At 39.6% G+C, this 14,053-nt stretch carries 11 protein-coding genes; 8 read left to right on the forward strand and 3 right to left on the reverse strand.

What is annotated here, in order from left to right:
• Positions 1–54 precede the first annotated feature (54 nt).
• The gene (locus tag HX021_RS11515) at positions 55–2,646 is read left to right on the forward strand and encodes a TonB-dependent receptor domain-containing protein (RefSeq protein WP_286590465.1); all 2,592 of its coding nucleotides are present in this window, start codon (positions 55–57) and stop codon (positions 2,644–2,646) included.
• Positions 2,647–2,706: 60 nt separating this feature from the next.
• On the opposite strand, the gene HX021_RS11520 is transcribed toward HX021_RS11515, so the two are convergent.
• Positions 2,707–3,285, reverse strand: a complete 579-nt coding sequence (locus HX021_RS11520) for a Maf family protein (RefSeq protein WP_286590467.1) — start codon at positions 3,283–3,285, stop codon at positions 2,707–2,709.
• Between the two features lie 39 nt (positions 3,286–3,324).
• Positions 3,325–3,843 carry a KdsC family phosphatase gene (locus tag HX021_RS11525; RefSeq protein WP_286590469.1) on the reverse strand — a complete coding sequence of 173 codons (519 nt, stop codon included), beginning with the start codon at positions 3,841–3,843 and terminating at the stop codon, positions 3,325–3,327.
• A gap of 618 nt (positions 3,844–4,461) precedes the next feature.
• Here HX021_RS11525 and HX021_RS11530 point away from each other — a divergent pair.
• From HX021_RS11530 to HX021_RS11560, 7 genes are all read left to right on the forward strand, one after another.
• Positions 4,462–7,887: a GAF domain-containing hybrid sensor histidine kinase/response regulator gene (locus tag HX021_RS11530; protein ID WP_286590470.1), complete on the forward strand. Its 3,426-nt coding sequence runs from the start codon at positions 4,462–4,464 to the stop codon at positions 7,885–7,887.
• Entirely contained in the window at positions 7,875–8,711 is an 837-nt protein-coding gene (locus HX021_RS11535) for a CheR family methyltransferase (protein ID WP_286590471.1), read from the forward strand. Before HX021_RS11530 ends, HX021_RS11535 begins: the two co-directional genes overlap by 13 nt.
• Before the next feature lie 19 nt (positions 8,712–8,730).
• Positions 8,731–9,291: a chemotaxis protein CheB gene (locus HX021_RS11540; protein ID WP_286590473.1), complete on the forward strand. Its 561-nt coding sequence runs from the start codon at positions 8,731–8,733 to the stop codon at positions 9,289–9,291.
• Positions 9,292–9,310: 19 nt separating this feature from the next.
• A complete protein-coding gene (locus HX021_RS11545) occupies positions 9,311–10,915 on the forward strand; it encodes a hybrid sensor histidine kinase/response regulator (protein WP_286590474.1) in 1,605 nt (534 codons plus the stop codon).
• A gap of 55 nt (positions 10,916–10,970) precedes the next feature.
• Positions 10,971–11,504: a plastocyanin/azurin family copper-binding protein gene (locus HX021_RS11550; protein ID WP_286590476.1), complete on the forward strand. Its 534-nt coding sequence runs from the start codon at positions 10,971–10,973 to the stop codon at positions 11,502–11,504.
• Positions 11,505–11,699: 195 nt separating this feature from the next.
• A complete protein-coding gene (lpdA, locus tag HX021_RS11555) occupies positions 11,700–13,106 on the forward strand; it encodes a dihydrolipoyl dehydrogenase (RefSeq protein WP_286590477.1) in 1,407 nt (468 codons plus the stop codon).
• A gap of 70 nt (positions 13,107–13,176) precedes the next feature.
• Positions 13,177–13,581, forward strand: coding sequence for an acyl-CoA thioesterase (locus HX021_RS11560; protein WP_286590479.1), 405 nt, complete (start codon positions 13,177–13,179; stop codon positions 13,579–13,581).
• A 43-nt stretch (positions 13,582–13,624) separates the two neighbouring features.
• Here HX021_RS11560 and HX021_RS11565 read toward each other — a convergent pair whose 3' ends face one another.
• Positions 13,625–13,924: a DUF3817 domain-containing protein gene (locus HX021_RS11565; RefSeq protein ID WP_286590481.1), complete on the reverse strand. Its 300-nt coding sequence runs from the start codon at positions 13,922–13,924 to the stop codon at positions 13,625–13,627.
• Between the last annotated feature and the right edge of the window lie 129 nt (positions 13,925–14,053).

Here is a 14,053-nt window from a genome sequence, read left to right on the forward strand (position 1 = left end):
TCGACTATAGATGCTATGCACGATTTTTTTTAGGCCGTACATGATTAAAAAACTATGAATCAAATTTTAAAGAAAATATATATAACGACCCTGCTCTTATTATTTTCGCTGGCATTTGTGCAAGCGCAAGTGGACAGTACAAGAACCCTCACTGTTGCTGGCAATTGTGCCATGTGTAAAAAGAGAATTGAAACCGCAGCTAAAGTAACCGGTGTGGAGCATGCTGTTTGGAATGCAAGTGATAATTTATTACAGCTCACCTATGATGCGGCAAAGGTTAACCTGGAAACCATCAAAAAGAATATTGCTGAAGCAGGCCACGATGTGGAAAACCTGGTTGCCAGTGAAGAATCTTATTCCAAGCTTCATGAATGTTGTATGTACCCAAGGCTTGTGGATGGAAAAGTTCCAGACAAAAAAGCACTATCCACCACTGAAGGTGACAGTCATAACCACCCACATACAGTTACGGGTGTGGTAGTTGAAGAAAATGAAAAAGGAGATCTAAAACCTATCATTGGTGCCAATGTACATTGGGCCAATCTTCCCACCAAAAATGCGAAAAGCAATGAAAATGGTGTCTTTAAGATAGCACACAAAGAAGGTTTTAACAAGCTGGTTGTCAGTTATGTCGGCATGCAGCCTGACACGATTACCGTCACTGATCTTCACGAGGTCGTCATGATTACTGCCAAAGGAAATGTCCTTATGGAGGTTGAGGTCAAAGGAACACGCCGCTCAAATTACATCGACCGGATGACACCAGCCCGATTGGAAGTCCTTACAGGAAAAGAATTATTTAAAGCAGCTTGTTGTGATTTAAGTGAAAGCTTTGAAACGAACGCTTCAGTTGATGTCGTCAGTGCCGATGCCGTAACAGGCAGTAAACAGATTCAAATGCTAGGTCTTAGTGGCATCTATACACAATTGACCGTTGAGAACCTGCCCGGCCCACGAGGCTTGGCCTCGCCACTTGGATTAAATTCCATTGCAGGTACTTGGATAGAGTCTATCCAGATCGCTAAAGGTGTTGGTTCCGTCGCTAATGGATTCGAAAATATGGCGGGGCAGATCAATGTTGAACTGAAAAAACCACAAAATTCGGAAAGGCTATTTTTTAATGCCTATGCCAACAACATGGGACGGACGGATGTCAATCTTAATCTGTCACAAAAAATAGGACATCACTGGTCTACATCGGTACTTTTGCACGACAATTTTATGTACAATAAGTCCATGAATTTTAGCCACAATGGATTTAGAGATATTCCGGTCGGAAACCTCTTCTCCGGCGTTAACCGATGGTTATATGAAAATGGTAAAGGTCTGATGGTACAATTTGGTGTAAAATATTTAAACGATGACCGTACCGGTGGGCAGGTCGACTTTAACAAAAAAACAGACAAGGGCACCACAAATCGTTATGGACTAGGATTTGATATCGAACGGATTGAAGGTTTTGCAAAAATCGGCTATGTTTTCCCTGAAAATAAGCATCGTAGCATCGGCTTACAGCTTGCAGGGTCCAACTATAATCAAAAAAGTTATTTCGGATTAAATAATTACGATTCCGAACAACAAAATGGTTACGCGAACCTATTGTTTCAGGATATCATCGGCACGGTGGCCCACAAATACCGCGTGGGGGCATCGATCAACTACGATAACTACGATGAGTGGTACCTAAAAGATCAAAATTTCAAACGCAAAGAGGTGGTTTCAGGTGCATTCGCAGAATATACCTACAGTCCATCGGAAAAATTTGATGCAGTGGTAGGCCTCCGTCAGGATTACAACTCGCTGTACGGCTGGTTTACCACACCGCGCCTGAACATACGATATGCTCCGATTGCAGGGACAACAATCCGTGCGAGCTCTGGAAGAGGGCAACGCACAGCAAACATATTCGCCGAAAACACGGCTGTCCTGGCCAGTAGCAGACAATTGCTTATCCGTTCATCGGATACTTACGACAAAGCATACGGTTTACAACCTGAAGTTTCCTGGAACAGTGGCATCTCCATAGATCAGAATATCCGCATATTCGGAAGAGAAGCCTCCGCTTCAATTGAATTTTTCCACAATAGTTTCTCCAATCAGGTCGTGGTGGATTACGAAAACCCAAGAGAAATCAGCTTCTATAACCTAACAGGGAAATCTTTTTCCAATAGTTTACAGACGGAATTTCGTTTTATGCCGGCACCGCATTTTGAGGCGCGGATGGCTTATCGCTTCTTAGACGTACAAACTGACTTTGAAAGTGGAAGAAAAACCAAACCACTTCTGGCAAAGCACCGTGGTTTTGTTAACCTTGCTTACAATCACCATTCAGGATGGAGTTTAGACTATACCCTGAATGTCGTGGGATCGAAACGTATTCCTTCGACCATTGAAAATCCGGTCGAATATCAAATGCCAGCGACGTCAAACACTTATGCAACAATGAATGCTCAAATCAGTAAAGCTTTTGGCAAGGATAAGAACTTTACAGTATACGTTGGTGGTGAAAATCTGTCAAACTATTTCCAAAAAACACCAATCCTAGCTGCAGACCAGCCCTTTGGAAACTATTTTGACACCTCCCTACTCTGGGGGCCACTAACTGGGCGCATGTTTTATACAGGGGTTCGCTATTTTATAAAATAGCAACTTTTACTACAACTAGTTCAAAAGCAATTATTAAAAAGGTGGTCAATGACCACCTTTTTAATGTATCTTTTTCAACTCCTGATACAATCTAGCTGTTGGAAGACCAACAACAGTATTATATTCTCCTTCGACCTTTTCAATTCCAATCAAACCAATCCATTCCTGGATACCATAAGAGCCAGCTTTATCTAAGGGGGAAAAATTAGTCACATAATAGTCTATTTCATCAGGATCCAAGGGATAAAAATAGACTGTCGTTGTTTCCACAAAAGAACGCACCACTCCTCTCCAAAGCATCGCCACTGCAGTCAGCACCACATGTGGCTCTCCAGATAAATTTTCCAAAGTCAGCATAGCTTCCTTTGCACTTTTGGGTTTTCCCAAGATTTCACCTTTACCGGAAACAACAACGGTATCGGCACAGATGACCAAACTATCAGATTTGTCTCCAAATACCTCGACTTTATTGAGGGCAATCTGACGGACAACTTCCTGAGCGGAAAGCTTAGGATCTACATATTCATCGGTTTCCCTGACTTCTACCGTAAACTCAATCCCCATTTCCTTTAATAGCTGTTTTCTACGAGGAGATTGAGATCCTAAGATGACCTTAATATTTTTTAAATTCTTCAACATTTTTATTTTTTGTTTAACCGGCTATTCTTGTTTAAACCTTTAAATACTCCTTATCGTTTCGTCTCCGTACCAATTTCCCTGTACTTTTAAGACCTTCTCAATAAGTTCGCGCACAACACCTTTTCCACCGTTAAAACCGGAAACGTAATGTGAGATTTTCTTGATATCCTCTACAGCATCTGCAGGACAAACAGCAAGCCCTACTGCTCTCATACAGCTAAAATCAGGAATATCATCACCGATATACATCAATTGATTCAGATCCAAATCGTACGCTTGGGCAACAGCTTTCATCGTTGAGAGTTTGTCGACAACTTTGGAATGAATCTCTTTAATACCAAGTCCCTGCAACCGCCGTTCTACTCCCTGTGAAGCCCCACCAGTAATGATAAAGATGGGATAACCTTTCTTGATAGCTAGCTGCATCGCATACCCATCCTTGATGTTAAACGTTCGCAGCTGCTCCCCGCCTTCATTTACCTGCACTGTGCCATCGGTCAACACGCCGTCGACATCCAATACAAATCCTTTGATTAATTTAAACTCTGTCAATACCATCGAAATATATTTTTGTAAAAATAAGGCATTTCAGTTAATAATGCGAGCATCAAGAAATCAGGGCAAATAAACTATTTGTGTCATTTAATTATTCATTTAAGCCAAAATATCATTTATATGTCACAACATAGTTGTATTAGCAACTTATTGCAAAAAATATTTGGAGGGAACTTGGTATTTACTGTATCTTTGTAGAAGATAATTAAAGGTTATCTCGCTATGAAAACACTAACAACATACTTTCAAACAACATATCTTATTGAAAGTTGTGTAAGATTACAAAAACAATCATTTTAGTTTTTCAAGCATAAAAGGAGGCAACTAACATGCGTTTGGGGCCCATTAAAAAGTCTTTTCATAATTTAGGTTTATAATTGGTTAGTAACAAACCCTGGTGCCCATCATCAGGGTTTTGTTTTTATGAAGCGTCGCGGTTCAAGCTCTTAATCTATCTTACAGTAACACATTACCTTGCGCCAGTCCCTACTTTTCATTATTTTAGGAATAGCAAGTTTTTTTGTTATTTTACCTTATCTTTTTTTCTTGGTCATATCAAAAGAATTATCACTAAAATACACGATATTTTTAGCGGTCAAAATTCACTAAACATATTCTCACATGGATCGAAAAAATTATAGAAAGCAAATTACCATAGGAGTGATATTTTCTTTTTCTCTTATTTTTCTTTCTGCTCTCTACTTTTTTATCTCGCTGCACAATATTCTTGATCATGAGCGGGACATTGTTCGCATTGCCGAAGATAGATTTAATATCATCAATGATATTAGGTCTAACATCGACCATGTCAATGACATTAAACTTGATTATTTTACAAAAAAGGATGCTACACTGTTTATTCCCTATCAGCAAGAGCAAAAAGAAACGGATAAACTATTGGCATCGTTACATGTAAGGGATGAACTTTATACTGTTCCAACACAATCCTTAACAATTTTACGCAAAGAGATCACCTTATTCTATAATTTCGAAAAGGATATGGAATATGTCAGATCAAATCAAACTGCTCGATATATTCACGAGCAAAAAGCCGCGATCTTAAACCAAATTGATATCCTGTCCCAAGATTTATTAAGTCAACGAGCTGATCTGCTGGAGAAGTCAAGAAATGACCTTCAACGGGCACAAAATATCGCTTATCTTTTTATAGCCATCGGTTTAAGCGGATTTTTCTACATTCTTGCTAAAATTTTTTCTATTTCAAAAGTCTTAAGAACGACCGTCAAAAGCCAGCAGGAATCTCATGAGCAACTTCAACTCTTACAGCATCAAACCAATAGTGATAATTGGATTTTAAATGCCATTAATCACATCGACGAGCAATTACGAGGAGATTATACCGCTAAGAAAATCGCTGAAATCAGCCTATGTTCCATCGCAGATACAACAAAAGCATTGGGCGGAACAGTCTATATTTTTGACGACAATTATCAGGAATATCAACTCTGTCACAAGATCGGGATTTCATCCACCCAACAAATCAAGAAAATGTTTAAAGAAGCTGATGGACTCCTGGGTGAAGTGGTCAATAGACAATCAGTATTAAAAATCAGAGATGTCGATCACCAATATCTCCTGCTAGAGACATCACTTACAAGCCGTATTGAAACAGAGATCTATATCATTCCTTTTACTTATGAAGATCAATGTGTGGGCATAATGGAAATATGCTGCCCAATCGTTGACGAGAAAACCGAACAATTGCGTTTCAATTTCCTGGATAAGGTAAAAGGTAATATTGCTGTCCTTCTTAAGGTTGCCCAGACCCATGGCAAACTGGCCGACCTGTATGAAGAGCTCCAACAACAGACGGAGGAGCTTGAAGCACAACAAGAGGAACTACGCACCACCAATGAGGAGTTGATCCACAAGACACATCTATTAGAAGCTTCAGAGGAAGAGCTTAGGGTACAACAAGAGGAATTGATTCAGACCAACAATGAATTGGACGAAAAAGCAAGATTACTTTTTGCCCAGAACGAGGACCTTGAAAAAGCACGTTTAGCGATCGCACAAAAAATAGAAGAAGTCGAACTATCCAGCAAGTACAAATCTGAATTTATGGCCAATATGAGTCATGAATTGCGTACTCCTCTCAATAGTATACTCATTCTGGCCAAATTACTGCAAGACAACAAAAAGAAAAATCTCAATAGCGATCAGGTCAAGTACGCTACTGTTATCCACAGTGCGGGATCTGATCTACTCCATTTGATCAATGAATTATTGGATCTGGCAAAAATTGAATCCGGGAAGGTTGAAGTTCACAAGGATTATATCGACACTGCAGCCCTCATCAATTACATCCAGGATTTCTTCAGCGATACCGCAGCATCAAAACACATCCTCTTTAGTACAGAAGTTGACGAATTTTTCCCTAAAGAATTTATCGGCGATGAGCAGCGAATCCAGCAGGTGCTAAAAAACCTATTATCCAATGCTTTTAAATTTACGGGTGAACAGGGGAAGGTTTCCTTAAAAATAAGCCTTCAAGACAAGCAGCTTTATTTTACCGTTCATGATAATGGCATAGGCATCTCACCTGAGAAACAAGAACTTATCTTTGATGCATTTAAACAGGAAGATGGTTCTACAAGTCGTAAATATGGCGGCACAGGGCTTGGCTTGTCCATATGTCGTGAAATAGCCAATTTATTAAAAGGCAAAATTACCTTATCCAGCAAAGTTGGGGAAGGTAGTACTTTTATTTTCAGTTTGCCGCTAGAAGAAAGCTTGGAAAACACGACTGAAGAGTCTGTTTCGGCAGACAAAAACATTTCCACCTTCACGCCGCCTTTAGTGAATTCCACAAATAAAAAAGTGGTCGCGGTGGATCATCAGCATAAAAACAATAAGCTGCTCATTATCGAGGATGATTTTATCTTTGCTGACATTCTTAAGGATTACGCTATTCAGAATGGTTATGAGGTTTTCATTAGCTATGATGGACAGGATGGTTTAATGAAAGCTCAGCATGTAATGCCCGCAGCCATTATATTGGATATTATGCTTCCGAAGATGGATGGATGGGAAGTGCTGCGCAATCTAAAAAAGACTCCTCTTACCAAAGATATCCCTGTCCATATGATGTCTGCTGGCACCTTTCTCCATGATGAACCCATATCGGCTGGTGCCATTGGTTTTATGTCCAAACCCGTCTCCGAAGAATCTTTAGCGGAGACTTTTTTGAAAATTAAGGCTTCAACAGATCATCCACTGAAAAAAATTCTGTTGGTGGAAGACCAGGAGATCCAGAGTGATTTCATCAAACAATCGCTGGAGGAGCAGCATATTCAAATATTTCAGGCTTTCGATGCCAAACAGGCGCTTGACCTTTTAACCAAGGAAAAGGTATTCGATTGCATCATTATGGATCTAAACCTTCCGGACAGGTCAGGGATTGAGTTGCTCAATGAGATAAAATCAAATCATGAATTTAAAGATTTACCGATTATCATAAATACGGCCATGGAACTGAGCCCTGAGCAAACTTCAGACATCTTACACCATAGCCAGGCCATGGTATTGAAATCTGCCAAATCAAATAATCGGCTAATTGATGAAGTCAACTTATTCTTGAATAAAATCCGGAGCAGTAAAAATGAATACAATTCATTTCAGGCCAATGGTTCATCACTATTAGCTGAAAATAATCTGTCAGCCAAGACAGTACTGTTGGCTGACGATGACATGCGTAATATTTTCGCTCTTAGTACCGTCTTTGAGAGCTATGATATGAAGATAGAAATTGCCAATAATGGTCAAGAAGCGCTTGATATCCTGGAACGCAATGCGCATATTGATATTGTGCTGATGGATATTATGATGCCTGTCATGGATGGATATGAAGCGATCGAAAAAATAAGAGCAAACAAAAAATTTACAGGTCTTCCCATCATAGCTGTTACCGCAAAAGCGATGAAGGGTGACCGAGAAAAAACCATTGCTGCAGGAGCAAACGATTATATTAGTAAACCGGTTGATGTAGACAAACTGATATCCCTGATGCGCGTATGGCTGAGCTAACCCGTAAAATAACGATGATTACTTTTGAGGAATTGGAGGAAATTATTACTGTTGTCAAGAATCTCCATGGCTATGATATATCTGGCTATACACGATCATCATTAAAAAGGCGCGTCACCAGAATTATGGAGCTCAACAAGCTCAACTTGTCCGGGCTCAAAGCCAAGCTCATAAACCAGCCCGGGTTCAGTATTTATTTTTTGCAGGAGATTACCGTTAATGTGACTGAGATGTTTAGGGATCCTGAATTCTATAAAGCATTAAAAACAGATGTATTTCCCTATTTAGCCACTTACCCACATATTAAGTTATGGAGTGCAGGCTGTTCCACGGGTGAGGAAGTGTATTCCTTGGCAATTTTACTAAAGGAAGCCGAGATTTACCAGCGGTCTTTTATTTATGGCACTGATATCAATTCAAAAGTATTGGAAAAAGCCAAGCGTGGTATTTATTCATTGATAAAAGTACGGGAATACTCTGAAAACTTTATCAAGACAGACCCTAAAAGCTCATTGTCGGATTATTATACCGCGATGTATAATGCCGCTACGATCAACAACAGCCTCAAAAAGAATATTCTTTTCTCGATGCATAGCCTGGTGTCCGATGGTGTATTCAATGAATTTCAGCTGATCACCTGTCGTAACGTACTCATCTATTTTGATACTGATCTTCAGGACAGGGTGCTGGACCTGTTCTATCATTCACTTTGTCACCTGGGTTTTTTATGCCTGGGATCTAAAGAATCGCTGATCAACTATAAGCATGCAGCGAAATTTAAAATTGTGAACAAAAAACACAATATTTATCAGAAAATTGGTTAGGTACAGCTTAAATACGAAAATGGAAAGGAAGATTCTTTTATTGGCAGGATCGGCAGGGGGATTTAGCGTTATTCTAAACATCCTAAAGTCACTGGAACGTCCAATTCGTATCCCGGTTGTCGTCATTGTTCACCGAAATCCAAAATACGCATCAAGTATCGAAGAGACATTGTCCAAAGTAATGCTACAGAAAATAAAAACTGCTGATGACAAGGAAAACATCGAAAATGGAACAATCTATTTTGCTCCTGCAGGATACCACTTACTCGTGGAACCTGATTATAGTTTTTCATTAGACATTTCTGAACCTGTCCAGTACTCAAGGCCTTCCATTGATGTTACTTTCGAATCTGCGGCTGAAATCTATCAACAAAATTGCACGGCTATTTTATTTTCAGGAGCTAATCAAGATGGGGCCCGGGGGTTGTTGATGATCAAAAAATATAGAGGTAAAACCTTTGTACAAGATCCGCTATCCGCTGAAGTTCCGGTCATGCCCGAAGCTGCCATACAACTGAATGCACATGATAAAATCCTGAGCATTCAGGAAATAAAGGATTATATTATGCAATTAACCTAACATTGTATTAAGATTTGAGATGATGAAGAAGATTAACATATTGATCGTCGATGATAAAATTGAAAATATTATCAGTCTCACAGCATTGCTCGAAGATATCGAACATATCCATATAATGAGTAGTATAGATCCCAATGAAGCATTAAAAATTTGTTGGAAAGAAGAGATTGACTTAGCCTTGGTCGATGTTCAGATGCCCGAAATAAATGGTTTTGAATTTGTTACCCTTTTAAAAGAAAACCCAAAGACAAACCATATCATTCCGATCATGGTAACAGCGATCTCAAAGGAAGATAAATATCTTATTCAAGGCTTAAACAGTGGTGCTGTAGATTACTTATACAAACCACTCAACCCTGAAGCGACTATCGCCAAAGTGAAATCTTTTGTTCAGCAGCTCCTCATTCAACAGGAAATCAAAGACAAAAACGTACAGCTCGAGGAATCGAAGCAGGCTATTCTCAAAGCAAAGGAAGAAGCTGATCTTGCCCGAAAGTCAAAAGAGACATTTCTGGCCAACATGAGCCACGAGATCCGTACCCCCATTAATGGGATCATGGGAATCACCCAAATGTTAAAGAACTCCAAGCTCACAGCCGAACAGGAGAATTGGATCAATAAACTGGACTCCGCTTCACAAAATCTGCTCAACATTATCAATGATATATTAGATCTGTCGAAAGTCGATTCGGGCATGATGAAACTCACCATGGAATCCACCTCCGTATATGACATTATAGACGACCTGAACAATCTGTTTATCGACAAAGCCAGACACAAAGGTCTTGATTTTTCCATCGATGTGGACGAACGTATTACGAGTTATTTTCTAACGGATCCACTGCGCCTGAAACAGATACTCACCAACTTTATTTCCAACAGTTTCAAATTCACATCCGTAGGTTCGGTAGGCTTAAAAATCCAATTGTTATCAGAGAGTGACCAGCATATTTGCCTGCGTTTTCAGGTCGTTGATACGGGTATAGGTATCGCAGAAAATGCCCTGGAAAAGATATTTATTGCCTTTGAACAGGGAGAAGACAGTATTACCAAAAAATTTGGTGGCACTGGATTAGGCTTGGCCATTGTCAAGCGCATTGCCGCTTTGCTCCAGGGAAAAGTATTTGCTGCTAGTGATTACGGCAAAGGAAGTACGTTTTCCTTTGAATGCGCCTTTGATAAAATAGCGGACAAACCTATTGAAAAGGAAGTCCAGGTGCTCTATACCGAATTGCCAAAGTTCGATTCACCTATGGTACTGATTGCCGAAGACAATGAGTTGAACAGTTTTATGCTGTCAAATATTCTAAAAAGCTGGAATTGTGATATCACTCTTGCCACCAATGGTCATCTCGCTTTAGAGGAGATCAATAGAAAAAAGATCGACTTGGTATTTATGGATGCCCATATGCCACTGATGAGTGGTTTTGAAGCGATCAAGGAAATCCGTCAACATCCAGATCCCATGATTGCCAACATGCCCATCATATCCATTTCGGCTTCGGTATTAAAAGCTGAACAACAGGAAGCATTGGACGCCGGAGCAAATGAAGTTGTGGGGAAACCTTTTGATCCTATCAAATTATACAAAACAATTGGTAGTTTATTGTCAAAATTGAAATGATACTTTCTATTTCGCAATGAAATCCTTAATTTTAAAGAATTAACAAAACGTAATAATGAAAAAACTTTTTATGATACCAGCAGTTGCAGTTGCCTTATCAATTGCATCTTGTGGCGGAAACAGTGAGAAGTCTGGCCAGTCAGCTAGTACAGAATCAGCAAGTTCAACTGAAGAACAAGCGACAGAAACAGTCCCTGGAATAGAAAATGTAGCTATTTCCAACAGCTTATCTTTAGAAGGTAATGATCAAATGAAATTTGACAAAGATCTATTCCGTGTTAAAGCTGGTGAACCAGTGGAATTATCTTTCAAAAATGCAGGTACCATGCCGAAAGAGTCAATGGGGCACAATGTTGTGATCCTAAAGCCGGGTGTGGACCTTCCTACTTTTGGTGCTGAGGCAGCAGGTGCAGCAGCGGATGAATATATCCCAAAATCAGCGCTGTCTTCAATCATTTCCCATACAAAATTATTAGGTCCCGGAGAAACAGATAAAATCACTTTCACACTTGAAAAAGGAGTTTATCCGTTCATCTGTAGCTTTCCTGGCCACTACGGTGTGATGCAAGGCAAAATTGTTGCAGAGTAATCGAACATAAAAAGGGTATTCAAAAAATGAATATCCTTTTTTATTTCCCCTTCTCTTTCGTCTATCCAATCGGATAACGAAGACTTTTATCAAAAAAATGTAAAGTAAGCCTCTTCGGCCACAAATCGTAAGTTTTGATTTCCTATCCCATTAATAATCATTAAATTTGTGGTACAAAAAATTAAAACGTAATCAATGCAATACGACGTAATTGTAATCGGAAGTGGTCCAGGCGGATATGTAGGAGCTATCCGTTGTGCCCAATTAGGATTAAAAACAGCTGTTATTGAAAAATATAGCACATTTGGTGGTACTTGTCTTAACGTTGGATGTATTCCTTCAAAAGCACTTTTAGATTCATCGGAGCATTATCATAATGCAGCCCATAATTTTGATGCATTTGGTATCAATTTAAAAGACTTAAAAGTAGACATGGCAAAGATGATTGCCCGTAAGGATGATGTCATTGCCCAAAATACTGCCGGTATTACTTTCTTGTTCAAGAAAAATAAAATTGACAGTTTCCAAGGTGTGGGTTCATTTGTGGACAAAAACACGATCAAAATAACAAAAGAGGACGGTTCTACAGAGCAAATCACAGCAAAAAATATCATTATTGCCACAGGTTCAAAACCAACCGCTTTACCTTTCTTGCCCATTGACAAAAAGAGAATCATTACTTCTACTGAAGCCCTTAATTTAAAAGAGATTCCCAAACATCTGATTGTCATTGGCGGTGGTGTTATTGGTTTGGAATTAGGTTCGGTATATGCTCGCCTGGGTTCAAAAGTTTCTGTCGTTGAATTTGCTAAATCTATCATCGGAACCATGGATGGGGGTTTAGGTAAAGAATTACAACGTGTTTTGAAAAAATCACTGGGCATGGAGTTCTACTTGGGCCATAAAGTAACAGGTGCTGCTGCCAAAGGCAAAACAGTTAAAGTAACAGCTGAAGATCCGAAAGGACAGGAAATCACTTTGGATGGAGATTACTGTATTGTAGCCGTTGGGCGTACTGCTTATTCTGAAGGTTTGGGCTTAGAAAACATAGGCATCACCCTGGAAGAAAGAGGCAAGAAAATTCCTGTTAATGCGCACCTAGAAACCCCTGTACAAGGTGTATTTGCTATTGGTGACGTTGTCGCTGGTGCGATGCTAGCACACAAAGCCGAAGACGAAGGAGTATATGTCGCTGAATATATCGCCGGACAAAAACCACATATTGATTACAATTTGATCCCCGGTGTTGTGTACACATGGCCTGAAGTTGCTTCAGTTGGAAAAACGGAAGAACAACTTAAGGAAGCAGGTGTGAAATATAAAGCTGGATCATTCTCTTTTAAGGCTTCTGGCCGCGCCAAAGCATCAGGTGACACAGATGGTTTCGTCAAAGTATTGGCTGATGCCACCACAGATGAAGTATTAGGTGTTCACATGATTGGTCCACGTGCAGCTGACATGATCGGTGAAGCAACTGTTGCCATGGAATACCGTGCTTCTGCTGAAGATATCGCACGTATCTGCCATGCACACCCGACCTATACAGAGGCGATCAAAGAAGCTGCCCTAGCAGCAACCGCAAATAGAGCAATACACGCTTAGTCGGTCAATATTATAAACAAAGGGGAACAATAAGCTTTTCCCCTTTGTCATCAATCAATACCTATACACCATGAATTTTTATACAAGAAAATGGGTCAAACCTGAAGACCTTAACCCCAATGGGACATTATTTGGAGGAACATTATTGCGTTGGATCGACGAAGAAGCTGTGATCTACGCCATTGTCCAATTGGGAAATCCAAAAGTAGTCACCAAATTTATCTCGGAAATAAATTTCGTAAGTTCAGCGAAGCAAGGTGATATCTTGGAATTAGGGATTGAGGCTATCCATTTTGGAACAACATCCTTGACCATGCGCTGTGAAGTCAGGAATAAAATTTCAAGAAAAACCATCCTTTCCATTGAAAAGTTAGTTTTTGTGAACCTGGGCGAAGATGGAAATCCCATTCCACATGGAAAAGATAGCATTACTTATGCGTATACAGGCATTGAAAAAACAGGGCGGGATAATTAACTATCACGCCCCGTTTTTTTAGGATATATCTAAATATTCAATATTAAGACTTTTGTCTTTTTCCTTCGATCTCTTTTTTAAGATCCAATTCTACCCAAAATCCAAATACAGGGACTAAAGAAACCAAAAAGTACTTTATCGCCCGGAGGATAGGCCATTTATATTCCACTGTACACATGATCAGCATGACAACGAAAATCACGACAAAAAAGCCATGAATGGATCCGGCAATTTTTACCGCCTCAGGTATTCCCGCAAAATATTTCAGGGGCATGGCAATGAAAAATAAGCAAATCGTGGAAATCGCTTCCCACAGGGCAATCTGTCTAAATATTCTTAACATAATGATAAACTGTGTATTGTGAACTTCAAAAATAAGACTCTCATGACTGTTTATGCATTATTTTTACCCCTTTTACCAAGACGTGACATTCAGGTATCAAGAATGACATCGTTTTATTAAAAACCGCCA

The organism is Sphingobacterium sp. N143 (assembly GCF_030325625.1).
GTDB lineage: Bacteria > Bacteroidota > Bacteroidia > Sphingobacteriales > Sphingobacteriaceae > Sphingobacterium.